This window comes from Pseudoalteromonas aliena (assembly GCF_038155085.1).
Taxonomy (GTDB): Bacteria; Pseudomonadota; Gammaproteobacteria; order Enterobacterales; family Alteromonadaceae; genus Pseudoalteromonas; species Pseudoalteromonas aliena_A.
In genome coordinates this window covers 321,484-346,661 of sequence record NZ_JBAKAU010000001.1, presented here as the reverse complement: position 1 = coordinate 346,661, position 25,178 = coordinate 321,484, and the positions used below count along the sequence as shown (strand labels likewise).

Below are 25,178 nucleotides of genomic sequence, written 5' to 3'. Positions count from 1 at the left end.
CGCTTTTTAAATATAAATAGCTTTTTCTAAATTAAGCTAGTTTATCTGATGCTACTTTGTATGTTGGATCTTCAATCACATTCACCTCAACTAAATCACGTGCCTTATACAGTAACTGTGTACAGTCTTTACTTAAATGACGTAAATGAAGCTGTTTACCTGCTTTAGTGTATTTATCTGCAAGGCTGTCTATTGCTTCTATTGCACTATGATCAGAAACACGACTGTGTTTAAATTCAACAATTATATTTTTAGGATCATTTTTCACATCAAATAATTCAGAAAAGTTTTTAACTGAACCAAAGAAAAGCGGACCATGTATTTCATATACTTTAGCGCCTTCCTTATCAATGTAGCTAGTTGTATATATCTGTTTCGCATGCTGCCAAGCAAATACTAATGCTGATACAATAACACCTACGCATACTGCAATCGCTAAATCAGTAATAACTGTCACACCTGATACAAGTACTATTACGAACGCATCAGATAATGGTACTCGTTTCATCATTTTAAAGCTTGCCCATTCAAATGTACCTAATACCACCATAAACATAACACCGACAAGAGCTGCAAGTGGGATCATTTCAATCAAGCTAGAAGCAAAAATAATAAAACCAAGTAGCATTAATGCAGCGCTTATACCTGATAAACGAGAGCGACCACCTGAATTTATATTGATCATTGATTGACCAATCATTGCACAACCACCCATTGCACCAAACATACCGCAGGTGATATTTGCAGCACCTTGACCAATACATTCTTTATTACTATGACCACGTGTTTCTGTAATCTCATCAATTAAGCTAAGTGTTAATAATGATTCAATTAAACCAATAGCAGCTAAAATAAGTGCATAAGGAAAAATAATTTTTAGCGTTTCGAAAGTAAACGGTACCATAGGAATATGAAATTCAGGTAAGCCACCGGCAATGGTTGCCGTTTCATTTCCAGTCATACCTTTTAAGAAATCGAGTACTGTATGTGCTTCTAAATCAAAACCAATTACTAAACCTGTTACAGTTACAATAGCCACCAATGAAGAAGGCACAGCAGTAGTTAATTTTGGTAAAAAATGAATTATAGCCATAGTCAGTGCAACTAAGCCAAGCATGATATAAAGCGGATTGCCTGTCATCCATTGCTGTCCACCGGCACCATCAGGCACTTTAAATTGTCCCAGCTGCGCTAAAAATATAACAATAGCTAAACCATTTACAAAACCGAGCATTACCGGATGAGGAACCATACGAATAAATTTACCGAGCTTAAATACACCCGCTAGAATTTGCAGTATTCCCATCAGCAACACAGTTGCAAATAGATATTCAACACCGTGATCAAGCACTAAACTTACCATGACAACAGCTAGTGCACCGGTTGCACCTGAAATCATACCAGGGCGACCACCAAAAATAGCCGTAATTAAACCAACGATAAACGCGGCATATAGACCAACCAAAGGTTCTACATTTGCAACAAAGGCAAAGGCAACAGCTTCTGGAACTAAGGCAAGCGCCACAGTTAATCCAGATAGGATATCGTTTTTAGCAGAGCTAGGCGCCCTACTTAGTAAGTTAAACATTGAGGTCCTCAAATGGTGTAATGGGTATCAAAAAAGCGCTAAATTCTACCAAATTAGCGCTCAGTTAACAATTGTCATTATGTGGTTAAGCTAAAATGGTTTAGCTTTTAAAAGAAGTGCTTTTACAAAGGAAGGGAAGTACTGCGTTTTACACATGTCATTGTTACATTAGAATGTACTTCTTGAACATATTCTAAGCTTAGTAAATTATCGCGCACAAAATGCTCATACCCTTCTATGCCTTGTGAAATTATGCGTAACATAAAATCCATGGTACCAGCCATAGTGTAGCACTCTGTTACCTCGTCATAGCTCATGATCAGCTTTTCAAATTCAGCAAGATTCTTTTTACCGTGATTTGATAAACGCACATGTGCATATACAAGCATATCAAAGCCAAGTTTTTTCTCATCTAAAAGAGCCACTTTGCTTTTTATATAACCATCTTGTTCTAGCTTGGCAATTCGACGCCAGCATGGAGATTGAGACAAGCCTACTTTATCTGCAATTTCTGCGGTTGATAAACTAGCATCTTGCTGTAAAAGTGCCAATATTTGGCGATCTACGTGATTTAGAGACATTTTATTTCTTATTTATCAAATAAACTGGTTAAATTATACAACCATTTTAAAACTCAGTCTGCTTATTTTTAATTTTTATGCAGATTACCACACTTCAAACAAGCAACTTAACGAAACTTACCACTAACAAATGGATTTGTTTTCTTTTCAAACCCCACCGTAGTGTCACACCCATGCCCTGCCAATATTTTAGTATTATCAGGTAAGGTTAAAATATGCGTCTTAATCGACTCAATAAGTTGTTCACTGTTCCCCTTAGGAAAGTCAGTACGCCCTACTGAGCCTTTAAAAATAACGTCACCGACAATAACGCACTCATAGTCTGGTTGGTAAAACACAATATGACCGGGTGTATGCCCTGGGCAATGTTTAACTAAAAAACTAAGTTTTCCTACACTCACTGTGTCGTTATGGTTTAGCCAAATATCCGGATAAAACGGTTCAATAGGTTTAAATCCAAACATCTGTGCTTGCATAGGTAAGTTTTCAAACCAAAAGTACTCATCTTTTTGTGGACCAATAATTTGTACGTTAAATTGATTTCGTAAAATATCAGCCCCACCCACATGATCTAAATGCCCGTGCGTTAACCAAATAGCACTTAATGCTAGTTTATGCTCATTAAGGACCGTTATTATTCTATCAGTGTCGCCACCTGGGTCGATAACCACAGCATGTTTAGTTTCGCTACACCAAATAATACGGCTGTTTTGTGCAAAGGCAGTGACAGGTATAGTTATGATTTCCATATTAAATTTCTTTACTTTTTTGATCTGGAATAACAACTTCTTCTTCGAATGACATAAGTATTGGATACTTTAAGTACGCTTGATCATAAAATGGACTTTGCTCATATAACCAGTTTAATCGAGCTTCTGCGTCACTCGCGAATGATTTATCTTTAATTTTTTCATCAAATTTAAGCGCAAGCTTTGGGTTATCTTTTAGCATTTGCCGTGCATACGGAATTAGCGCATAGTTTTCCATATATTCAGTACGCTGAAAAATAGTATTAAACTCACCCCACGCAAAAAATGAATCAGGGGCCTCTGGGTGCAATAAATGAACTGCTAATTCGCCTGCTTTTTGTTGGGTATTTACTTGATACCAACCATCTAAATCTACATTTATAGCAGGGACGTAATCAAAAGTTGCTGATACTCTAAAACGCCCTTCAAATGGTGCTTTATCAAACGTGTAGTCTGCCACCTTTGCAACTTTCAAAGGCTGTGTGTTTGCCCCTTCAAGTTTATTAATAGAGACACCATGTAACTTTAGTTTCTTAATAATATTGCTATATACAGGCGGAATAAAAAAAGCTTTAGGTACTTCAACTGTATGTTGTACATCTTTTTGCCAATAAATCGGTAAGTCAGTATATGTATGTGCTTTACCCAAATATTCAACTTCATTTTGACCCGAAAGTGAATTCATGCTTGATGAATATTCAATACCTTTAAACTGCGCAATCGTATCAGCTTGCTTGGCATAGCCACGCTTTACTATTAACTGTTTAGGAACAAATTCTTGTTCTTTTTTTACTGCATTAGCTAATTCATGACTGTGCTTTGATAGCGCAGTAATAGCACCATCTAAAAATACATAAGTTCCCAATACACGTTGCTTGTAAGGCTTCAATGAATGATTTTCGACTAAAATAGTCGGCAATGACTTTAAATCCCCCCAACCATTTGAAAAACGTGGCGTAGCAACCCATCCCGCTAATCCTTTTTTAAAGTCGCGCTTGTCCATAACAAAAACAAGTGGCCCTGGGGTGTGTCCTTGCTTCGCTAGCGTATCGTCAATGAGAGGTTTAAAAAACTGGTTTAATGTATCTGATACCGCAGGCGATTCGCTTGAAAATACCGGATTATAGCCATAAGTCACATCGTATTGGTAATCTGCGCCGTCGGTTACGTGTACATCAATGTATAAATTTGGGTTGTATTCGTTAATAACCTTTAGAACACTTCTAACTTCTGGGGTATCTAATTTAGTAAAATCACGATTTAAATTAAGGTTATTAGCATTTGTTCTAAAGCCCATTTTTGTAGGGCCCCTTTGATTAATACGATTGAATGCACTGCTACGTTCGTGTCCATCTACATTTAAAATAGGAATAAATAATATGTTTACCTTTTTTAAAATGTCACGGCGTTTACCCGTCGCTATATCTCTTAGTAGCATAAACGTGGCATCCTTACCGTCTATTTCACCAGCATGGATACCAGATTGAATAAGGATAGTTGGCTTAGTGCTATTAGCCATTTTCCCAGCTTCAAAAAAGCCTTGCTCACTGGCAATGAGCATTTTTATTGCACGTTTACTATTACTATAGCCAATAGTTTGAGATTGAAATTGAGTAGGGTTTGCAGCAACTAACCTATCTACAAATGCCATTGTATTTGCATAATCGGGAGACGTTTCACCTGCTGATAGCTCAAAGTCAGTCGTTAACGGCCCTTGTTTTTGTAAAAGCGCTACGCTTTTCCCATGCCAATCAATGAGTGGGGGTAAGTGTGCGTCATACGCCACACTTGCAGATAAAACTAGTAAACTTGCAAACATAAAATTCTCTAACAGACACCGTAATTACATAAATTATATCAACTAAATTTTTTATAATGAGGAAACTGCGGTGATTCAACAAAAAAATGCAGCCAAATACATTTCACTCATTCACACCTGTGATTTTAAGCTTTCTAAACTTATTAGGTATTATACCAATCCGCAATAATACTTAATCATTTCGGGGCTAAACGTGTCACTACCTGCGTTAAAATACTCTCATTTACGACTGCATGGAGGCAGAAGGTAGAGCAATGCAGGAGCAATTGCCGAGAACAACTAAATAGCGAATTGGTATTATTGATCATTGGTTTTAGTTACTAAATTACAGGCACAAAAAAAGGAGCCATAGGCTCCTTTTTAATACTTATATAAAAAGCTTAAGCGGCTAGGCCTTCTTTAGCTTTTTCTACAAGCGCTGCGAATGCAACTTGGTCGTAAACAGCGATATCTGCAAGGATCTTACGATCGATTTCTACAGATGTCTTTTTAAGACCATTGATAAAACGGCTGTAAGACAGACCATTTTGACGTGAAGCAGCATTGATACGTGCAATCCATAATTGACGGAAAGTACGCTTCTTCGCACGACGGTCACGGTAAGCGTATTGACCCGCTTTAGTAACAGCCTGGAAAGCTACGCGGTAAACACGTGAACGTGCTCCGTAGTAACCTTTTGCTTGTTTTAAAACTTTTTTGTGACGTGCACGTGCGACAACGCCGCGTTTAACTCTTGCCATTTCTAAAAACCCCTATTAAGCGAACGGTAACATACGTGAAACTAGACCATGATCATTTTTATGAACCATCATCTTAGGACGTAGGTGTAACTTACGCTTAGAAGTTTTCTTAGTCAGAATATGACGAAGATGCGCTTGTTTACGCTTGAAACCGCCAGAAGCAGTCTTTTTGAAACGCTTAGCAGCGCCACTGTGACTTTTTAGCTTATAAGCCATTGCAATAACTCCAATTGTATTGCTTGTAAATTAGTAAGCAGGCGTGAGATATATTTCTATAGCTCCACTTTTAGGCCTAACTTACTGCCATGTTCCGGTGAAGACCCAGCATAAATGCCACAATCTTACTTTAAAACCGGTTAACTCAGGTGAATATTTGCATATTGCTTGCAGACCTGAGCTAATTTCGGTGCGTATTATCGCTTAAAAATTATTTTTTAGCAACAGGCGCCATCATCATAACCATTTGGCGGCCTTCAACACGATTTGGGAAAGACTCAACTACTGCAAGCTCTTCTAAATCAGTTTTGATACGGTTTAATAATTCTATACCAATTTCTTGGTGAGCCATTTCACGGCCACGGAAGCGGATCGTAATCTTAGCTTTATCGCCAGCTTCTAAGAACTTACGTAAGTTGCGAAGCTTAACCTGATAATCACCTTCATCCGTACCTGGACGGAATTTGATTTCTTTTATCTGGATTTGCTTTTGCTTCTTCTTCTGCTCTTTTAGTTCTTTGCTTTTTTCAAAGATGAACTTACCGTAGTCCATGATTCTACAAACAGGCGGCTCAGCGTTTGGACTGATCTCAACAAGATCAACACCCGCTGCATCGGCCATAGTTTGCGCGTCTTGTAATGACTGAATTCCAGCTTGTTCGCCTTCAATGTCAATTAAACGAACTTCTTGCGCTGTAATTTCTTCGTTAATACGATTTTTTTGAGCTGTTTGTTGCCCTTTCTTGCCGCCTCTAATAGTACGTTCCTCCAAGAATATCAATAATATAAGCGTGTAAATGGCTGTTTTTTAATGCCTTACACGCTCGATTTTTACTGTCGATTTTTAATTTCTTCGCTAATTTTAGCTACAAAATCATCAACATTAAATTTGCCAAGGTCTTCACCTGTGCGAGTACGCACTGCTACTTCTTGCTGTTCAACTTCTTTATCGCCAACAACAAGTAAATATGGAATACGCTTCAGTGTATGCTCACGGATTTTAAAGCCAATCTTCTCATTTCTCAAGTCAGCAGCGGCTCTAATTCCAAGTTTATTTAATTTTTGTACAACTTCTTTAACATAAGGAGCCTGTTTATCGGTAATATTCATAATTACCACTTGCTTTGGTGCAAGCCACGTAGGGAATAAACCAGCGTACTCTTCAGTTAAAATGCCAATAAAGCGTTCAATTGAACCCAATATAGCACGATGTATCATAACCGGTGTACGACGTTCGTTATTTTCTGCTACATAAGTAGCACCCAAACGACCTGGTAATGCAAAATCTAATTGCACTGTACCACACTGCCACGCTCTGTCTAAACAATCGTACAAAGTAAATTCAATCTTCGGACCATAAAACGCGCCTTCGCCCGGAAGGTAATCAAATTCGATATTATTTAGTTTAAGCGCATCAGCTAAAGCAAGTTCAGCTTTATCCCAAATTTCATCATCACCAATACGTTGTTCTGGGCGAGTTGAAAGCTTAACTACAATCTTTTCAAAACCGAACGTTTCATATGTATCGTAAACCATCTTAATACACGCTGACACTTCGTCCATTACTTGTTCTTCAGTACAAAAGACATGAGCGTCATCTTGTGTAAAACCACGTACACGCATTAAGCCATGTAATGCACCTGATGGCTCATTTCGGTGACAACAGCCAAACTCAGCCATACGAAGTGGTAAATCACGGTACGATTTCAAACCTTGATTAAATATTTGTACGTGCCCTGGGCAGTTCATTGGTTTAATCGCGTATTCGCGCTTTTCAGACTCAGTGGTAAACATTGCATCTGAATATTTTTCCCAGTGACCTGATTTTTCCCAAAGCGAGCGGTCCATCATCATTGGACCTTTTACTTCTTCGTAGCTATATTCACGTAATTTTTCACGTACAAACTCTTCAAGCTCGCGGTAAATGCTCCAACCATCATTGTGCCAAAACACCATACCAGGTGCTTCTTCTTGCCAATGCCACAAATCAAGTGCTTTACCAATACGGCGGTGATCGCGTTTCTCTGCTTCTTCCAAGCGTTTTAAGTACGCTTTAAGTTGCTTTTTATCGCCCCACGCAGTGCCGTAAATACGTTGTAGCATTTTGTTTTCAGAATCACCACGCCAGTATGCACCTGCCACTTTCATTATTTTGAAGTTTTGACAAAATTTCATATTTGGTACGTGAGGTCCACGACACATGTCTACATATTCTTCGTGATGATATAACCCTGGGCGGTCATCTTTTGCAATGTTTTCGTCCAAAATTTCAATTTTATATATTTCGCCACGCGCTTCAAATGTATCGCGAGCTTCTTGCCAGCTTACTGTTTTTTTCACTACGTCGTAGTTTGTTTTTGCAAGTTGAAGCATACGCTTTTCAATGGCGTCTAAGTCATCTTGTGACAAAGAATGTTCCATATCGATATCGTAGTAAAAACCGTTATCAATAGTTGGGCCGATAGCCATTTTAGCTTCAGGGAAAAGTTGCTTAACTGCATGACCAATTAAATGAGCACATGAGTGGCGAATAATTTCTAGGCCGTCGTCGTCTTTAACGGTAATGATTTCAAGGCGAGAGTCTTCGCTAATTAGGTCACATGCATCAACACGATCGCCATTAACACGACCTGCGATGGTTGCCTTAGCAAGACCTGGACCAATATCGTTTGCTACATCAAGAGTACTTACAGGGTTTTCGAAACTACGCTGACTGCCGTCAGGGAGAGTAATAACTGGCATTATAAATCCTTACATACAGTGGTGACACCTACAATGTATCACGTGTATTTTCTAATAAAATTAAATGAGAATGACTCGACAACGCTCTTACGAATAAGCATTGACTATTTTTCGCCTCATTTGGCTAATGTAGATGCTGAGTCTGCTCAACTACAAAAAAGATATTGTCGCGTGATAGAGTAACAATTACAAGTTTAAAGCGCCTAATTTCAGTGATATTTTATCTTATTTGGTTATTTTTAACCCTGCATTACCTTATTTAAATCAAAAATGTGACAATTTTAAATATCGCATTATTTAAGCAACAGCTAACGGCTTGCCCTCGCAATTTAATAGAGGTTGAGTATAATACGTGGCAATTAAGCTATATTAGAGAACAGCAATGAGAACATGTGGTGTAGAAATTACCGGTAGTGACGTACTACTTTGTATTTTAAGTAAAGATAATGACGTATTTGATATTCGCGATGTGCGCCAAACACGTTTTACCTTAGGTAATGGCAATGACACTGAAGTAATGCGCAAATTTCAATTTGATTTTGCAAAGCTAATGCAAGATTATCAAATTGATTCTGTTGCAATCCGTGAGCGCCAGCCTAAAGGTAAATTTGCAGGCAGTGCTAAAGGTTTCAAAATGGAAACCGCTATTCAGTTAATTGAAAACTTAGATGTTCGCGTGTTCTCAACGACAGAGATTAAAGAGCAAGTTAAGCGTAACCCTATCCCAATTGCTTTTGAAGAAACAGGTCTTAAAAAGTACCAAGAAAATGCATTTGTAAATGCTTACGTTTACATAATGAAAAAAACATACCGCAGCGACGAAATGTAAACTCATTGCTCGTTTAAAAACGCGTACTTACGATGTAAGACGCGTTTTTTTGTATCTAAAAAACGTTTGGTTTTTATAAAACTACTCATATCAACCTGCTTATATACGGGGTCTATATGATTTTTACACGCAGGTAAACCAATAAGTAACGTGGTGTTGTTATAAATGTATTAATTATTAAGTGTTGGAGCTTACCATTGATAATAGGCTTTATGTTGCATTGCGCATACACAAGCCCATTAACTAAAAGCTAATTACTAAAACCAGTTACTCAGCAGACTCTTCTGGGCGGTGCTGCTTTTGTACGCCGGTTAAAAACAAGCGTAATATTTGATCGTTACAAACACGGTAATGTTTATTGTCTACTTTACGAGAAAATGCGCTTAACTCATGTTTACTTAAGTCAAAATCAACAAGCGCAAGTGTTGCTATAACATCTTCTGCTTTCATATTTAACGCAATACGTAGCTTCATGAAGATAATGTTATTGTTCAGCTTTTTCTCAGGCTCAGGTTGCTCACCATCACGTTTGCCACGTTGGGTATTAATAAACCCATTTAAAAAGCTCGCAAACTCAGTATCACTTATTGGGGTAAAAGCCTCTTCACCTTCTTTAGTCAACCATGCAATTACTTGCTCTTTGGTGACCGTATGTTCTGCTGATGTAAAAACATTGACCATAGCAGTATCAGTTAAATTAAAAGTGTAGCGAATGCGGCGTAAAATATCGTTATTAGTCAAAGTAAATCCCAAAGTGAGGTATAGCAACCAAGCAGTTATTGCTTAATTTTAAATAAGCGCCTAGTTTAACAGGTTTCGTTATAGTGCCCTATTGTTTATTACTGTTAACGCTATGGATAAACAAGCCTTAGTGCTAATAAAGGAAATACCAAAATAATAGAGCCAAATAACCAAATTATCATTGCTACCGCTTCCTAAATAAAGCCCATTCAACACAGCAATCCCTAACATTAAAACAATGCCAATTAGGCACACTATCACACGAGACACACTTGTTATGGTGTCCATTAAATGCGGGAAAAACACTCCAGCTAGCATAATAAAATTTAATAATAAAGTGAGCGAAAAGGCAAAAAACCCATCGACGCCATTTGCTGACTTTGAGCGTTTTTTAGCCATTGCACATAAACAAAGTGCATTGCACTGTAACTGGCTCGCATGTTAAACCCTTTTACTAATTACCAAGCACTTTGGCAGGATCTACGCGCGTTGCTTGCCATGCAGGATAAATAGTGGCAAGTATTGCAAGCACAAACGTAACAATCACTGTAATACCAATGTCTTCAAGGACTAATTTACTTGGTAAAAACTCTATAAAATAAACGTCCTCAAGTGGGTTTGCTCCAAATAATTGGCTTATCCAGGTAAATAGCTCGCTTATATTAAGCGCTAATACCACGCCAATTAGTGTTCCTAGTGCCACGCCTACAAATGCTTGCATTAAGCCCTGCATTACAAAGGTGGCTAAAATAGTACTGTCTTTCGCGCCCATGGTTTTCAAAATTGCGATATTGCCTTGTTTTTCGCGTACTTCCATCACCAAAGACGATACAATATTAAAACTAGCTACCGCTATAATTAAAAACACTACAATATAAACAATGGTACGTACCATTTGAATATCTTGATATAAGCTGCCTTGGGTTCTAAACCAACTAGAAACATACACGTAGTCGTCAATAGTTTGGCCCACTTTTAGTGCTATTTGGTGCGCCGAAAACACATCATCAACACTTAACCGCAGCCCTGTTACTTGAGTTTTATCGTAACCCAATGTTTGCTGCGCTTTGTTAAGATGTATAAATGCAGCGGTACTATCAATCGGGCCACCCATTTCTATAACACCTGCAAGGTTAAGTGTTACGCGTTTAGGCGCTAATAATGACTGACCTTTTTGGCTTATTTGGGGAATAAGCAACGTAATGTTGTCGCCTACTTTTGCATCTAACTGTTTTACTATTTGCTTACCTAAAATTACATCGCCATGGCCTAACTGGCTCACTAACTTACCACTGGTAAACTGGTTTACCGCCGATACATTACTCTCGAGCGATGGCTCAACACCTCGAATTTCTATCGCTTTTAGCTGGCTTTTATATTGCGCCATCCCGTTCACTGCAATAAATGGCGCAGCGCCTGTTACATGCGGTTGTGTTTTTAAATCTTCAACCTTTTGCGACCAATGTGCAATGGGCCTGCTTGGTGCTACATATTCAACCTGCGGCACAACGCTTAGTAACCGGTGTACTAGTTGCTGCTCAAAGCCATTTATTACCGACAGCGCGACTATTAAAACCGCGACTCCTAATAAAATACCAATAGTCGACGCTTTAGCGATAAAGCTAACAAAGCCGTTTTTTTCATCTTTGTGGCCTGAATAAGCTCTAAAACGTTTACTTAAAAATGCACTAAGCAACATGCTGCGACTCTTTAATAGCTAGTTTTCCATCGTCTAAATAAGCTATTTTGCCCAGCTTATCGGCAAGTTCTAAATCGTGTGTAACTACCACAAAACTGGTGTTTAAGCTTTGGTTAAGCTCATTTATTAAATCGTAAATTTTAATCGCATTTTGTTTATCTAAATTACCGGTTGGCTCATCAGCAAGCACAAGCGCAGGTTTTGTAACAAGTGCGCGGGCAATAGCCACGCGTTGGCGCTCTCCACCAGAAAGCGCAGACGGTTTATGCGAGCTGCGATGTGCAAGGCCTACTTTTTCGAGCATCTCGAGCGCTTGAGCTTTGGCTTCTTTGGCACTTAAGCCTTTAATTAATAACGGCATAGCCACGTTTTCAACTGCGCTAAACTCCATTAATAAGTGATGAAATTGATAGATAAAGCCCAAATTTTGGTTTCTAAATGCAGCTTGCTCTGTTCGCGAAAGTTTTGCAACTTCTTGGTTTTTAATTTTAGCGCTACCTGAGCTTGCGGTATCTAATGTGCCAAGTATGTGTAAAAGCGTACTTTTACCAGAGCCAGAACTCCCTACAATAGCGAGCATTTCACCTTGCTGCAGCGCTAAATCAACGCCTTTTAATACTTCAACTTGGTTACTGCCATCTTGATAAACCTTACTTAAATTTTCACAACTAATTACTAAATTATTCATAACGTAATACCTCTGCTGGTTTTACTTTTGCGGCTTTACGCGCGGGATATAAGGTAGCTAAAAAGCTCATAGCAATACTGGCAAACGCTATTATTACTAAACTCAAAATATCAAATTTTACCGGAAGCTCTATACCCGCCAATAAGTTTAAGCCCACTAATGCAAGTAGCTCATTTATATATAAACTAAATATTACGCCTAAAAATGCGCCTATTGCGGTACCAATTACGCCGTTATATAAGCCTTGCACCATAAACACTTTTTGCACTTGCGAAGGTGTTAAACCTAACGTTTGTAGTATGGCTACTTCACCTTGTTTCTCGCTTACCATCATGGTTAATGCCGAGACAATATTAAACACCGCCACCAATACAATGAGGGCAAGCAACATAGACATAATGCGCTTTTCCATAGCAACGGCTGCAAATAGAGTACCTTGGGTACTACGCCAATCACTGTAATTATGATCTTGTAAAATACGTTGGCTTGCTTCAATAAATTCATCTAGTTCGAAAGGTTCGTGCAATGAAACACTTAGATTTGGGGCGGTATTTTTATCCAGCTTTAGTACCCGCTGTAGCGAAGCGCCACTGGTAAACGCAAGTGCCATATCTATCTCAGATCCGGTTTCGTATATTGCGGCAACTTTAAATAAACGCTGGCTGGGTACTCGCCCAAGCGGTGTATACGTTGAAGCATTAGGCATAATAATGCGAAGCTTATCACCCACACTAACGCCTAATTTACGGCTCAAATAACGGCTTATTGCAATGCTGTAGTTTTTGTTAAGTACGGTTTTCCAATCGCCTTGCACTATTTTATCGGTAATTTTATACAAAGAACCACTATCGTTATAAAGGCCTTGTAGTAAAACGCCGTGCAAGTCTTTATTTGTTTGCAAAATAGCTTCGCCGTGGCGATATAAGCTTACATGATCAACATAAGGAGATTGTTCGAGGTCAGTTTTAAGGGTGCCCATTTGGGTGGCAGTGTTTTTACCTGCGCTAACTTCAACATGCGGAATAAGTCCAAGCATATTGGTTTTTAGGCTATTTTCAAACCCGTTCATTACACTGCTTACCGTGAACAATGCCATTAAACCAATAGCGATACCGGCAATAGAAAAAAACGAAATAAACGATATAAACGCATTTCCTTTAGAGGAGCGACTATATCTAAGCCCTATAAATAAGCTAACCGGTTGAAACATATTATTTTTAACACTTATCGTAAAAGTATTGAGCAATAGTAGCACGAAAAAAGTGACTTTGGGTATGGCGCAAAATGTAAAAAATAATTTAAAAATCTGATACTTGGCTATATTTACAGCAATACATGTTTAACCATTAATTCGCGATTAAGCTTCAAGCCCTTTGACTAAATAATCGAGCAATACCCGTACATTAGTGGCCACAAACTGCCTTGGTGGATATACGCCCCATACCCCTTCTTGCTTTGGTTGATAGGATGTTAAAATAGGCACCAATTGCCCTGAGTTAATTTCGTTTTCAATGTAGTAGTCTGGGAGTTGTACAATACCGAGCCCCTTTTTTGCGCCATCCACCAGCGCCCAACCACTATTACACTGTAGCCGCCCCGCTATTTTAATGTGTTTATCGCGCCCATTTTCGTTTACGCGCCAGTAACTACTATTCCCAATTAAACATTCATGGCTGTTTAGCTCGCCTAAAGTATGCGGCTCACCAAATCGCGTTAAATACTGTGGTGCCGCGCACATAATAAAACGCCGCGCACTTAACCTACGCGCTTTTAAGCTCGAATCTTTTAAATGCCCTAGCCTTATGGCTAAATCGAATCCGCCCTCTAATAAGTTTTCTTGTTCGTTACTGAGTGTGGCAACAACTTCAACCTCGGGATGATCCTTCATAAAATTATGCACTATGGGCATAATAAAGCTCTCTCCGTACATAACTGGTGCTGTAAGCTTTATTTTACCTTTAGGTGTACTTTGTTGCTGAGCGAGGCCTTGAGTTGCCTCGTCCATGGCGTGTTGTAAGTGCTTTATTTGATGTAAGTACACTTCGCCTTCTTTGGTTAAAACCACTTTACGGGTTGTACGAGTTAATAGTTGTGTATTTAAACGTTGCTCAAGCGCTGTTACATGGCGGCTAATATGCGCAACCGAAAGCCCAAGCATTTTTGCAGCCGCTGTAAAACTGCCCTCTTCACCAACCGCTATAAACTCATCAATTCCATCCCAACGCGCCATTATTACTATGCTGTAAAAGTGTTTTAATAAAATCGAGATTATCATTATTTGAGAAACAAATACAATAAGCCCATCACCCAAGCAAATTGGGTCTACAATTATTTTTTAATAGCCAGTTAAAGGAAATAAAACACATGTCTGAATTTATTAAATCAAAAGCGGCGATTGCTTGGGGCCCTAATCAACCACTTAGTGTTGAAGAAGTTGATGTGATGATGCCTAAAAAAGGCGAAGTAATGGTAAAAATTACCGCTACTGGTGTGTGTCACACCGATGCATTTACATTATCGGGTGAAGATCCTGAAGGCATATTTCCTGCTATTTTAGGTCACGAAGGCGCAGGCGTTGTACACGCAGTTGGCGAAGGCGTAACCAGTGTTGAAGTTGGGGATCATGTTATTCCTCTATACACTGCTGAATGTGGCGTATGTAAAATGTGTACTTCAGGTAAAACTAACCTATGTTCTGCTGTGCGCGAAACTCAAGGTAAAGGCCTTATGCCAGACGGCACAACACGCTTTTTTAAAGACGGCCAACCAATTTATCACTACATGGGAACATCAACGTTTTCTGAGTACACAGTATTGCCAGAAATTTCACTCGCTAAAGTAAATAAAGAAGCATCACTAGAAGAGATTTGCTTATTAGGATGTGGTGTAACAACGGGTATGGGGGCTGTAACAAACACGGCCAAAGTTAAGGCAGGCGATACGGTGGCTATATTTGGCCTTGGCGGTATAGGTTTATCAGCTATTATTGGCGCAAAAATGGCGGGCGCTAGTCGTATTATTGGTGTTGATATTAACACCAGTAAATTTGACCTTGCGACGAAACTTGGCGCAACCGATTTAATAAACCCCAAAGATTTCGACAAGCCAATTCAAGAAGTTATTGTTGAAATGACAGACGGTGGCGTTGACTACTCGTTTGAATGTATTGGTAACGTTGATGTAATGCGATCTGCTCTTGAGTGTTGTCACAAAGGTTGGGGTGAGTCAGTAATTATTGGTGTAGCAGGTGCAGGCCAAGAAATATCAACCCGTCCGTTTCAGCTGGTAACTGGTCGTGTATGGCGTGGTAGTGCATTTGGTGGTGTTAAAGGGCGTTCACAACTTCCTGAAATTGTTGAGCGTTATATGGCTGGTGAATTTGCTCTTAGCGACTTTATTACTCATACAATGAGCCTTGAAAATATAAACGACGCGTTTGATTTAATGCACGAAGGCAAAAGTATTCGTACAGTCATTCATTACTAATACGCTATTGGTAACCTATGTATTAAAAAGCCGTAATACTTAATTTTTGCGGCTTTTAAGGATTCAGTATGTTAGAAAACATCTCAAGTGTAAAAGTGTCTGGCGGTTGGCATAAGCAATATACCCACAGCTCGCAAAGTACACATTGTACTATGCGCTTTGCCGTATTTTTACCACCTGGTGCAAGTGAAGCAAATAAAGTACCGGTGCTTTATTGGTTATCGGGTTTAACCTGTACAGACGAAAATTTTATGCAAAAAGCTGGTGCATTTAAAAAAGCGGCAGAGCTGGGTATTGCAATTGTAGCGCCTGACACCAGCCCCCGTGGCGAAAACGTACCCAATGAAGACAGTTATGATTTTGCACAAGGCGCAGGCTTTTACGTAAATGCCACGCAAGCTCCTTACAACACCCATTTTAATATGTACGATTATGTTGTTAATGAGTTACCAGCACTTATTGAACAACATTTTCCAATAACAAGTAAAAAAGCAATTAGCGGCCATTCTATGGGTGGGCATGGTGCATTAATGGTTGCACTTAAAAACCCGACTGCGTTTTCAAGTGCCTCGGCTTTTAGCCCTATTGTAAATCCGATTGAATGTCCTTGGGGTGTAAAAGCATTTACTGGTTATTTAGGAAATGATAAAGCACTTTGGGCACAATACGACAGCTGCGAGCTGATGAAAAATGCAGAGCAAGCTCATTACTTACCTATGTTAGTAAGCCAAGGCGATGCCGATGGCTTTTTACAAGAGCAACTTAAGCCAGAAAACTTAGTCGCTATTGCTGATAAAAAAGGCTACCCGCTTACACTCGAAATGCAAGCAGGCTACGATCATAGCTACTTTTTTATAAGCAGCTTTATTGACCAACACTTATTATTTCATCATCAGTTTTTAACTGCATAGGCTCATTAGTGTGTAGGGATGACTTTTCTACCTCTACACACTCTTTCAATACTTTACTCACTTGCCTGCATACTTGTACCGTATTGTTATTGCCCTTACCTTTAATAAATTCAAATATTGCAATATCGGCTTCAGCACCGAGTTTAGTAAAGCTAAAACCCTCTTTATCTTTTACAACTGGCCCCGCATTTACTGGGCCAGGTTGAGAGCGCGCTGCCCCATCTAAAATTATACCCGCAGCAGCGCAACCAATTAATACATTTGAAAATAGAATAATCAATAAAGTACGCATTATTAACCCCACCAATATAATTACCTAAATTATATACAATTTTAAAAGTAGCATTGTAAAAAAATGTAAGCCTTAGCGATTAAATTCACGTATGAACTCTTTAATAAAACCCACCAACTGTAAAATAAAAATAACCAAAAAAGGAAGCGCGCCAATAATAGCAACGCTTCTGTTTAATGGTTCATTGTTTTGTACTAACAAAACAAAAGCGCATAACCCTAGTGCAAACGACCAAGCATACAAGCTCCATGTTTGAGCTTCACTTGCATCACTTAATTGGCAAATAACCAAAACAGCAGAGTCTGCTGATGTAGCTACAAAAATGAGTAACAGCAATAAACTTGACCAAATTAATAAACCGCCTTGCCACCCTAATTGCTCGAAAAATACAAACAGCCCTTGCGTATAATCAGCTTTAATAGCCGCTAAAATGCCTGCATTGTGCGTTTGATCCCACGAAATTGCAGAGCCCGAAAACACACTAAACCATATAATAGTCACAAAGATTGGTACAAATACAACACCTATCACAAAAAAAAGTAACAAGTTTACCAATATAAAAAATGGCGACCCTAAATAACTTAAAATTTTATTAATGGTAGGTTGTAAGTGATCTGTGAGAAATTCAGGAAACAAAAAAGCAAAGACAGATAACCCAGCACAAAATAGTAACGCTATTTTTTCAAGTTTAGTCGTTGTGATTAATGTTTTATTTAAAGGCAAAAGGTTCACATAGGTGTCTTTTAGGCATGATTAAAGAATACGGGGCTTTAAAACTCAGATCAAATTAACTATTGCGTAAAATAGTAATAAAAATATGTAAAAGTTTCATCAATAATTTTTATCAAACACAGCTTCCTGCAATAAGCCATTGATTATTAGTTATTTATGCGATGGCTCACTGTTTGCTTATTATTAACAAATTTAACCCGCATAGGCTCAATAATGGAAATTGATTTACAGTGGAATGAAATTATCGATAACTTAATACACTTAGGTATTGCATACCTACTTGCGCTACCTATGGCTTACGACAGAGAGCGAAGCCATGATGGTGCAGGCCTTCGTACCTTTCCTCTTGTTGCTGTTGCATCGTGTGGGTATGCATTAATAGCTATGTCGGTATTAGATGGCGCAGAAGCTCAATCTAAAATGTTGCAAGGCATCATTACGGGCATTGGTTTTATTGGCGGTGGCGCAATTTTGAAAAATAACAAATCAACCTCCGGCACAGCAACCGCAGCAAGTATTTGGAATATGGGCTTAATTGGTATAGCTGTAGCCTATAGCCGCTACGAAATAGCTATTTTGCTTGCCGTTATTAATTTTATAACGCTAAGGTATGTAAAAAAGTTTAAATAGCTTTTAATGAAGCTATTACACAGTCGAGGAGTGAACAACCAAACTCGCACACTGATACTATATAACATATAATACACGCAAATTTTATAACATGTTTTGAACCTAAATGTCGGACTCAGCTTTAACACCTCGACTACATCATATTGATTTACTTCGGGGTATTATCATTATATTCATGGTTATAGACCATGGCATGTACTATTGTCTAAACTACTCGGTAACCGATCCGATGACTATTCCAGGTACTGATGCTCTCACCTTTTTTACGCGTTTTGTATCTCATTTTTGCGCGCCACTTTTTGTATTCTTAGCAGGCCTATCGGCTGCTATAACAGAGCATAAATATGTATCCACTAAAGCATTTTCACAGAGCTTGATTGTTCGTGGTTTAGTGCTAATTTTGTTTGAATTTACTATTGTTTCGTGGTCTTGGAGCTTTAACCCATTATACCCAATGCTATACGCACAAGTTATTTGGGCAATCGGATGGGGGTTTATAATATTAGGTCTTTTGCGTTTACTTGGTATATATGCCGTTTTTGTAGCAGGCTTACTATTAGTATTCGGGCATAACCTGTTTGATGATATTAGCTTTGAGCCTAATACACTTACACACACTGTTTGGTCTATTGCACATCAAAAAAATGTACTTGACCTCCCTTTTGGTTTTAAAATTAGAACAACCTATCCAGTTGCCCCTATTATTGGCTTAATGGCGTTAGCCTATTGCGCCGGTGTTTATTATAAAGGTCAACGGTACAGTGCAAAAGTAATGAACTATGCAGCATTTATAGGTGCTAGTTGCCTTACTTTATACGCCTTACTTCGTGGTTTTAATTTATATGGCGACACTTCAATATTTACTGTTCATAGCAGTACTTTTGATACAGTTATGTCGTTTTTAAATCCAACAAAATATCCGCTTTCGTTGCAGTTTATGCTGTTAACCGTTGGCATTGGACTAATAGCCCTTAAGCTTTTAAGCCATGCTAAAACTGACTTTTCACCTAATTTTTTACAAGTGCTGGGTAAAACAAGTATGTTTTCATACCTTGTGCATTTGTATTTATTACATGCTATTGCTTGGTTACTTATACCTATTCTTGGCTTTAATTTTAGCGATATGACCTACGCAGACACTCTCGTTGGTTTGCCTGAAGGTTATGGCATGAGTTACACGGCAACACTTTTATTTATAGGCGTTGTTATTGGCCTAACAACCCTACTCGCTAAGCGTTATATTGGCTGGAAGCGAAATAACAAGCACAGCTTAATTGCTAAATATATATAGCGCTTATACAAGTTAGCATCAAATAATAGGCATTAAAAAAGGCGCTTTAAAAGCGCCTTGCTAACAAGTATGTGTGCTTAAAACATATCTTGATAGGAGTTTGTTGTGCTAAACGTAATTGCTTTTTCAAAGCCTGGTAACTGAATACTTTGCTCGTCAATTGCAATGTCGTTGTCGTCAATGAGTCCGTCGCCAAAGCGGTAAATAAGTTCATACTCGCCTAAATCGGCTTGCGTTTTATACGTTTGCTGCGCGGCTTTAATTGCCACGTTTTTCTGCGAGTAATTACTCATAACTTCATCGCCATGGCGCTTAGTGAGCATTTGCATTGTCACTTTTGTTGACAGCACAGTAGCGGTTGCATTGTTTCCGCCAAAGCCTTTTGAATTTATAAAAGCAATATCCATATCAGCGCATTCGTAATGGCTATTACGAATATCAAGATGATCGCTATAAACATCATCAGCCACTTTATCAATTGTGGTAATACCCGGCATAATATTGTAACTAAATACACCTAGAGCTATCGCTAATTGATCGCCGCTTGCAGGAGCTATAGTATGACCAACATAGGCTTTTGGCGCGGTCACTTTCCAATTATCAATAGCAAACGTTTGCGCTACTTTATGATAAATCAAAGACTCTGTTACACGGTTTTGTGGTGTACTAGAACCATGGGCTAAAATAAAGCTACGCTCTTGCAGTGCTTCTTTACCTAATAAGCTGCTAGCAAGTGCGGCTGATTTTGCCATTGTAATATAGTTACCAGGTCCGGGTGATGTAATCGACTTCTTAACGCCATCTGCATTTACAAACACATCCGGTACGCTGCCCATAATATCAGCGCCTAATTCAAGTGCTAAGGCATCATCCATCAAAATCGCAACTTGTGCGCCTTCACCTAATGTAAAGCCACAGTTATCGCCAAATGGGCGGCTGCTTTTACGATAATCTGGTTCTTCATCATTTGATAAGTTATCTAAACGACGCAAACCTTCAACATTGGCAAGTGCGCTCATGTTACCAAAGCCTTCAATAACTTCCGGTGTAATAGCGCACTCAACACTTGCGACAACTGCAACACGCGTACGCCCAGCTTGTATATCGTTTACTGCTGCACGTAAATTATATAAAAACGTAGCACAAGCGCCCGAAGTTGAAAATGTAGTACCTACATTGCCTGTAACATACGCATTAATAAAGTCGGTCGACATGGTATTTAAGCCCAGTGCTAACTGCTTAGTGCTAACACGATCGCCCTGTTGGCGCGCTTTTACTAAACCGCCTAGTCCTTTGTCGTCCATTTGGCCAATTACCGATGCTGAATAGGTACCAATTTTATCTGGCTCTACGCTATTCATAATATGCTGCCAATCAAGCCCTGTTGATTTAATCGCGTCGGTAGCTGCAAAAATTGTCGCTTGTAGGCCACGTGGCTGATAGCGACTGTTATACATAACAGACGGATCAAACCCTGTCGGAAACTGCCCTGCAGATTTAATTGGGTTATCACGCGTTGAGTTGTGTTTTACATCAATATCGGTGGCAATAGTGACTTTAACTTTTTTGCCTTCAAGTTCTTCAACCTGCCAACTAGCAGGAACCGGTGTTGGTAAATCTCGAGCGCGCGTTTCAAACACAATAGCGTTTTCGTTTGATGCGCTTAACGTCATTTTTTGCTGCCACGGCGTGGCATCGGCGTCAAAATGTTCTTTTTCAATTTTACGAATAAGAGTACCTGCAATAATTTGCTCACCAAAGCGTGCTTCTATGTCGCTTTGCTCAACATTATTACCTTGAGGGTCTTGTAATTGGCCGTTTACAACGCTTACTAAATTCATCAGTGTGGCGAGGCCTAAAAATGTTTCACTGCGATCTTTTGCGTTTAAACTATCTAGCACGATACGGCGATAACCTTGATGAAAAGAAGTACGGCCAGCGGCGTTAATGCCACCCATGCCTACTATAACGGGTAATGCTGTCATAATTTTGCCTTTAAAACGTGTTACTAGGAGATGAAGCCAGTTTAAATGGATTACTTGCAACATATTGTGCTTTAATAGCCAAATATTCAGCACGAAAGGCCAAAAAACACTGGTCGGAGCATTTATATGACTGATAAACACACTAATCCACCATTAAATATTGCTATAGCAGTATATCCGCATTTATTAGTGACTAGTTTAACCCTACCTATAGAAATGCTAAGAGCCGGTGAGGCATTTGCTAAAGGCCATATTGATAAGCAAAGTTTTAGGCCGCTTGCTATAAATTTAGTGGCTAAAAATGCAGAATCTATAGCTACTCGCGCAGGCCTTGCTATAAATCCTGATTGCATAACAACTAATGCGCCCTACAGCGATTTAATTATAGTGCCTGGTATTTGGCGCAATCCGCGCCCTGTAGTGCGTACAAATCAAGACGTAGTTGATTGGCTAAGCGAGAGCTTTAGCGCAGGCAGCCATATAATTGGTGTAGGTACTGGCAACTGCTTACTAGCTGAGGCAGGCTTACTTGATGGGCACCCTGCTACTACCCATTGGCACTACGCCCATCAATTTAGCCATGACTACCCGTTAGTGCGCTTAAAACCCGACTTTTTTATAACCCAATCAGAGCGCATGTATACCGTAGCAAGCCTTAATGCTCTTGCCGATGTGATCGTACATATCATTAGTCAGTACTATGGAAAAGCAGCCGCTCAACATGTAGAGCGAAACTTTTCGCACGAAATACGTAAACCCTACGAAGATCAACGCTACTTAGAAGGCGCAGTTGACCGCCACCCCGACGAGCTAATTGCACAAATTCAGTTTTGGCTAAAAACAAATTTAGCCACCGAGTTAAACCTGCAAGAAGTTGCTAGCCAATTTAGCTTGAGCTACCGTACTTTTACCCGCCGCTTTAGAGCCGCCACTAATCAAAGCCCTATTGAGTATTGGCAACAATTACGCGTAGAAGGAGCGAAAGAGTTATTAGCATCATCAAATTTATCAATTCAAGAAGTGGCTTTAGAAGTGGGATATAACGACCAAGGGCATTTAACACGTGTGTTTAAAAAGGTATTAAGCCAAACGCCCAGTGGTTATAGAAAAGTAGTAAGACGAAAATTATTTGGCTAACTAATGACATTTTCTAAAGGTGGTATTTTTTATACATTAATTATACTCTTATCAATAACATAATTTTCCCCCATACCAAGGTAACTGCATGAAAGATAAACTTAGTAAGCATCTTTTTGATCCACAAAGCGATGTTTCTATTGAATCAAAGTTATTAAAGTTACTTTCACTTGTACGAAAACATTTGAGTATGGAAGTCGCGTTTATTTCAGAATTCACCAACACTGATCGTGTTTTTAAAGTGGTAGATAACCAAACAACAAATACCTGCGTATCAGTGGGTAATTCAGACCCAATTTGCGAAACTTACTGTAAAAAAATATCCGATAACGAGCTAGAACAAATAATCCCTAATACTCTTGAACACCCTATAACCCGCAACATGCCAGTTACAGAAAAGCTAAATATTGGCTCTTATATAGGTGTACCTATTGTTTTATCTACAGGTAAAATTTATGGGACTTTTTGCTGTTATAAAACCATATTAGATAATACCTTGAACGACAAAGATTTGTCATTTCTTAGGTTAATTTCTGAAATAGCCACGGAGTTAATCGAAAAAAATGTGCTATCTAACATTTTAAATAATGAGTCAAAATCGCTTATTGAAAATATTATAAAAACAAACGATATTACGATTTATTTTCAGCCCATATTTAATTTATCAACCAATCAACTTTCGGGTTATGAGTCTCTGTCACGCTTTTTTATTGAACCTTATAAAACACCTGACATTTGGTTTAAAGATGCTATAAAAATAGGTTTGGGAGAACAGTTAGAAATACTTGCTATACAAAATACATTACATTGCTTGGATCAATTTGATGAAAAAGCTTATATCACTATCAATACTTCACCTCAGCATATTTTGTCAGGCTCAATAGACAAAGTATTACAAAGCACCGATTGTAATAGAATAATTTTGGAAGTGACTGAACATTCACCTATTTTAGACTACCAAGCGATGCGAACTGCACTTCAACCATTAAGAAACCGGGGTTTAAAACTGGCAATAGACGATGTAGGTGCTGGGTTTTCATCTTTCCAGCATATTTTAGAATTAGAGGCAGATATCATTAAGTTAGACATAAGCCTTACTCAAAATATAAATACAGATCGTAGAAAGTTTTTACTAGCTAAAGCACTATGCGGATTTGCCAAAGCAATTAATTGCTCAATAGTTGCAGAGGGGATTGAAAATCAAGAAGAATTAAGCACACTGAGAAAACTAGGCGTTGATAACGTGCAAGGCTATTTTATTGGCCGCCCAGCTCCTATTGAAGATGCCATCCACTATCAAACAATTACGCTATAATACCAATCTGCTTATATATGGGGTCTATTTAACGTTAAGAAAATTACGCTAGGGGCTGTTGATCTTTCAAGGTTAAATTTGCAGCAGTCTGTTTGGTATTTAGGCAAGGCAGAGCCTATGTAGTGTGGTTATTCCCCATAAATAGGCGATAACGCAGCATTAATGCCAAACAGGCGCTGCCAAAGGGTTCTTCCTAGGGGCTATTTACTCTTTGTTGCTCGGTTTTTACTTATTCTTACATGGATGTAAGCCAGTAGAATAACGCAGGAGCAGTTATCGAGCCCACTAGGTTACAAACCTCGCACTGCGATTAAATAGCCCCTAATTTGAACAAATTTTAATCCGCAAAGATCAACAGCCCCTAGAACTAGGCAAAAATTTTTGTATCTAGTTGTTCTAAATAAAAAATTTTTAACGACTTTATAGTGAAATTTAATTCGTTAAATTAATCAAAGATTTATGCAGGTTGGTATAATAAAAACGCCACTTTTAGTGGCGTTCTGTGTCGTTAAACTCTTTTCGATAATAACGTTTTTGATAGTTTTTTACTTTAGTGTGTACGCCTTTGCTTAAGCTTTTAAATTTAGCCTCGAATACGTCTACACCGTATAAAATGCCCACCACCAGCACCGAGAGCTTTATTGCAGCGCCAAGGTTTTCAGTGGCTATCATAACGCCTATTGATGCAAGCACCCAAATGGTTGCAGCTGATGTAACGCCAACTACCGCACCATCTTTTGCGAGCATAACGCCTGCACCTAAAAAACCAATACCTGTAATTATTTGCCCCACTACACGAGAATGATCTATTACATCCCCTTGTAAATTAAACGCAGTGGATAAAAACAAATACGTACCCAAGGTTATTAACGCTGAGGTACGAATACCTACAGGTTTGCCGCGCAACTGGCGCTCTATACCAATAATCGCACCGCAAAAAGCTGCAGTACCAATAGCTGCCCACGAATACGGGGCTACATCAATTAAATCTAAAAAAGTCACTGTTA

Annotated in this window: 25 protein-coding genes; 7 read left to right on the top strand and 18 right to left on the bottom strand. The window is 38.9% G+C overall.

Going from position 1 to position 25,178, the window contains the following annotated elements; all coding sequences use genetic code 11:
- Positions 1 to 31: 31 nt before the first annotated feature.
- From V6260_RS01610 to thrS, 8 genes are all read right to left on the bottom strand, one after another.
- Positions 32 to 1,588, bottom strand: coding sequence for a SulP family inorganic anion transporter (locus V6260_RS01610; RefSeq protein WP_341592331.1), 1,557 nt, complete (start codon positions 1,586 to 1,588; stop codon positions 32 to 34).
- A 122-nt stretch (positions 1,589 to 1,710) separates the two neighbouring features.
- On the bottom strand, positions 1,711 to 2,169 hold the full coding sequence (locus tag V6260_RS01605) for an Lrp/AsnC family transcriptional regulator (RefSeq protein WP_002960703.1): 459 nt from the start codon (positions 2,167 to 2,169) through the stop codon (positions 1,711 to 1,713).
- 107 nt (positions 2,170 to 2,276) lie between these two features.
- The gene (locus V6260_RS01600; protein ID WP_341592314.1) at positions 2,277 to 2,918 is read right to left on the bottom strand and encodes an MBL fold metallo-hydrolase; all 642 of its coding nucleotides are present in this window, start codon (positions 2,916 to 2,918) and stop codon (positions 2,277 to 2,279) included.
- A 1-nt stretch (position 2,919) separates the two neighbouring features.
- Complete coding sequence (locus tag V6260_RS01595) at positions 2,920 to 4,737, bottom strand: M14 family metallopeptidase (protein WP_341592311.1); 1,818 nt, start codon at positions 4,735 to 4,737, stop codon at positions 2,920 to 2,922.
- Between the two features lie 380 nt (positions 4,738 to 5,117).
- Positions 5,118 to 5,477, bottom strand: a complete 360-nt coding sequence (gene rplT, locus V6260_RS01590) for a 50S ribosomal protein L20 (RefSeq protein ID WP_002960711.1) — start codon at positions 5,475 to 5,477, stop codon at positions 5,118 to 5,120.
- A gap of 15 nt (positions 5,478 to 5,492) precedes the next feature.
- Positions 5,493 to 5,693: a 50S ribosomal protein L35 gene (gene rpmI, locus V6260_RS01585; protein ID WP_002960713.1), complete on the bottom strand. Its 201-nt coding sequence runs from the start codon at positions 5,691 to 5,693 to the stop codon at positions 5,493 to 5,495.
- A 211-nt stretch (positions 5,694 to 5,904) separates the two neighbouring features.
- Positions 5,905 to 6,465, bottom strand: a complete 561-nt coding sequence (gene infC, locus V6260_RS01580) for a translation initiation factor IF-3 (protein ID WP_007375325.1) — start codon at positions 6,463 to 6,465, stop codon at positions 5,905 to 5,907.
- A 59-nt stretch (positions 6,466 to 6,524) separates the two neighbouring features.
- On the bottom strand, positions 6,525 to 8,435 hold the full coding sequence (gene thrS, locus V6260_RS01575; RefSeq protein WP_341592297.1) for a threonine--tRNA ligase: 1,911 nt from the start codon (positions 8,433 to 8,435) through the stop codon (positions 6,525 to 6,527).
- A 382-nt stretch (positions 8,436 to 8,817) separates the two neighbouring features.
- Here thrS and V6260_RS01570 point away from each other — a divergent pair, with 382 nt between their 5' ends.
- Positions 8,818 to 9,264 carry a DUF3010 family protein gene (locus V6260_RS01570; RefSeq protein WP_058403926.1) on the top strand — a complete coding sequence of 149 codons (447 nt, stop codon included), beginning with the start codon at positions 8,818 to 8,820 and terminating at the stop codon, positions 9,262 to 9,264.
- A 267-nt stretch (positions 9,265 to 9,531) separates the two neighbouring features.
- Here the strand turns inward: V6260_RS01570 and V6260_RS01565 are convergent, their stop codons facing one another.
- The 6 genes from V6260_RS01565 to V6260_RS01540 all read right to left on the bottom strand — a co-directional run bounded on the left by V6260_RS01565 (position 9,532) and on the right by V6260_RS01540 (position 14,622).
- Complete coding sequence (locus tag V6260_RS01565; protein ID WP_341592290.1) at positions 9,532 to 10,005, bottom strand: DUF1456 family protein; 474 nt, start codon at positions 10,003 to 10,005, stop codon at positions 9,532 to 9,534.
- Between the two features lie 78 nt (positions 10,006 to 10,083).
- A complete protein-coding gene (locus V6260_RS01560; protein WP_341592288.1) occupies positions 10,084 to 10,404 on the bottom strand; it encodes a hypothetical protein in 321 nt (106 codons plus the stop codon).
- 55 nt (positions 10,405 to 10,459) lie between these two features.
- Positions 10,460 to 11,704, bottom strand: coding sequence for a lipoprotein-releasing ABC transporter permease subunit (locus tag V6260_RS01555; protein ID WP_341592286.1), 1,245 nt, complete (start codon positions 11,702 to 11,704; stop codon positions 10,460 to 10,462).
- On the bottom strand, positions 11,694 to 12,392 hold the full coding sequence (lolD, locus tag V6260_RS01550; RefSeq protein ID WP_341592284.1) for a lipoprotein-releasing ABC transporter ATP-binding protein LolD: 699 nt from the start codon (positions 12,390 to 12,392) through the stop codon (positions 11,694 to 11,696). The genes V6260_RS01555 and lolD overlap by 11 nt, the downstream gene beginning before the upstream one ends.
- Positions 12,385 to 13,602 (bottom strand): lipoprotein-releasing ABC transporter permease subunit, encoded by a 1,218-nt coding sequence (locus V6260_RS01545; RefSeq protein ID WP_341592282.1) that lies wholly within the window; start codon positions 13,600 to 13,602, stop codon positions 12,385 to 12,387. The genes lolD and V6260_RS01545 overlap by 8 nt, the downstream gene beginning before the upstream one ends.
- 147 nt (positions 13,603 to 13,749) lie before the next feature.
- Positions 13,750 to 14,622: a LysR family transcriptional regulator gene (locus V6260_RS01540; RefSeq protein ID WP_341592280.1), complete on the bottom strand. Its 873-nt coding sequence runs from the start codon at positions 14,620 to 14,622 to the stop codon at positions 13,750 to 13,752.
- A 134-nt stretch (positions 14,623 to 14,756) separates the two neighbouring features.
- Between V6260_RS01540 and V6260_RS01535 the strand changes: the two genes are divergently transcribed.
- A complete protein-coding gene (locus V6260_RS01535) occupies positions 14,757 to 15,878 on the top strand; it encodes an S-(hydroxymethyl)glutathione dehydrogenase/class III alcohol dehydrogenase (RefSeq protein ID WP_341592278.1) in 1,122 nt (373 codons plus the stop codon).
- 68 nt (positions 15,879 to 15,946) lie between these two features.
- Positions 15,947 to 16,789, top strand: coding sequence for an S-formylglutathione hydrolase (fghA, locus tag V6260_RS01530; RefSeq protein WP_341592276.1), 843 nt, complete (start codon positions 15,947 to 15,949; stop codon positions 16,787 to 16,789).
- On the opposite strand, the gene V6260_RS01525 is transcribed toward fghA, so the two are convergent.
- Together V6260_RS01525 and V6260_RS01520 are read right to left on the bottom strand one after the other, a co-directional pair.
- Positions 16,743 to 17,081: a hypothetical protein gene (locus V6260_RS01525; RefSeq protein WP_341592274.1), complete on the bottom strand. Its 339-nt coding sequence runs from the start codon at positions 17,079 to 17,081 to the stop codon at positions 16,743 to 16,745. The two genes, fghA and V6260_RS01525, sit on opposite strands and share 47 nt — an antisense overlap.
- A gap of 72 nt (positions 17,082 to 17,153) precedes the next feature.
- Positions 17,154 to 17,612 (bottom strand): BCCT family transporter, encoded by a 459-nt coding sequence (locus V6260_RS01520; protein ID WP_341592578.1) that lies wholly within the window; start codon positions 17,610 to 17,612, stop codon positions 17,154 to 17,156.
- A 414-nt stretch (positions 17,613 to 18,026) separates the two neighbouring features.
- Here V6260_RS01520 and V6260_RS01515 point away from each other — a divergent pair, with 414 nt between their 5' ends.
- Entirely contained in the window at positions 18,027 to 18,443 is a 417-nt protein-coding gene (locus tag V6260_RS01515; protein WP_058549073.1) for an MgtC/SapB family protein, read from the top strand.
- A gap of 106 nt (positions 18,444 to 18,549) precedes the next feature.
- A complete protein-coding gene (locus V6260_RS01510) occupies positions 18,550 to 19,734 on the top strand; it encodes a DUF1624 domain-containing protein (protein WP_341592270.1) in 1,185 nt (394 codons plus the stop codon).
- Positions 19,735 to 19,811: 77 nt separating this feature from the next.
- Here V6260_RS01510 and V6260_RS01505 read toward each other — a convergent pair whose 3' ends face one another.
- Positions 19,812 to 21,719: a beta-ketoacyl synthase gene (locus V6260_RS01505; RefSeq protein WP_341592268.1), complete on the bottom strand. Its 1,908-nt coding sequence runs from the start codon at positions 21,717 to 21,719 to the stop codon at positions 19,812 to 19,814.
- 126 nt (positions 21,720 to 21,845) lie between these two features.
- Between V6260_RS01505 and V6260_RS01500 the strand changes: the two genes are divergently transcribed.
- Together V6260_RS01500 and V6260_RS01495 are read left to right on the top strand one after the other, a co-directional pair.
- Entirely contained in the window at positions 21,846 to 22,856 is a 1,011-nt protein-coding gene (locus V6260_RS01500) for a GlxA family transcriptional regulator (RefSeq protein ID WP_341592266.1), read from the top strand.
- A gap of 88 nt (positions 22,857 to 22,944) precedes the next feature.
- Positions 22,945 to 24,171: a sensor domain-containing phosphodiesterase gene (locus V6260_RS01495; protein WP_341592264.1), complete on the top strand. Its 1,227-nt coding sequence runs from the start codon at positions 22,945 to 22,947 to the stop codon at positions 24,169 to 24,171.
- 489 nt (positions 24,172 to 24,660) lie between these two features.
- Here V6260_RS01495 and V6260_RS01490 read toward each other — a convergent pair whose 3' ends face one another.
- Positions 24,661 to 25,173, bottom strand: coding sequence for an MgtC/SapB family protein (locus V6260_RS01490; RefSeq protein WP_341592262.1), 513 nt, complete (start codon positions 25,171 to 25,173; stop codon positions 24,661 to 24,663).
- Positions 25,174 to 25,178 lie beyond the last annotated feature (5 nt).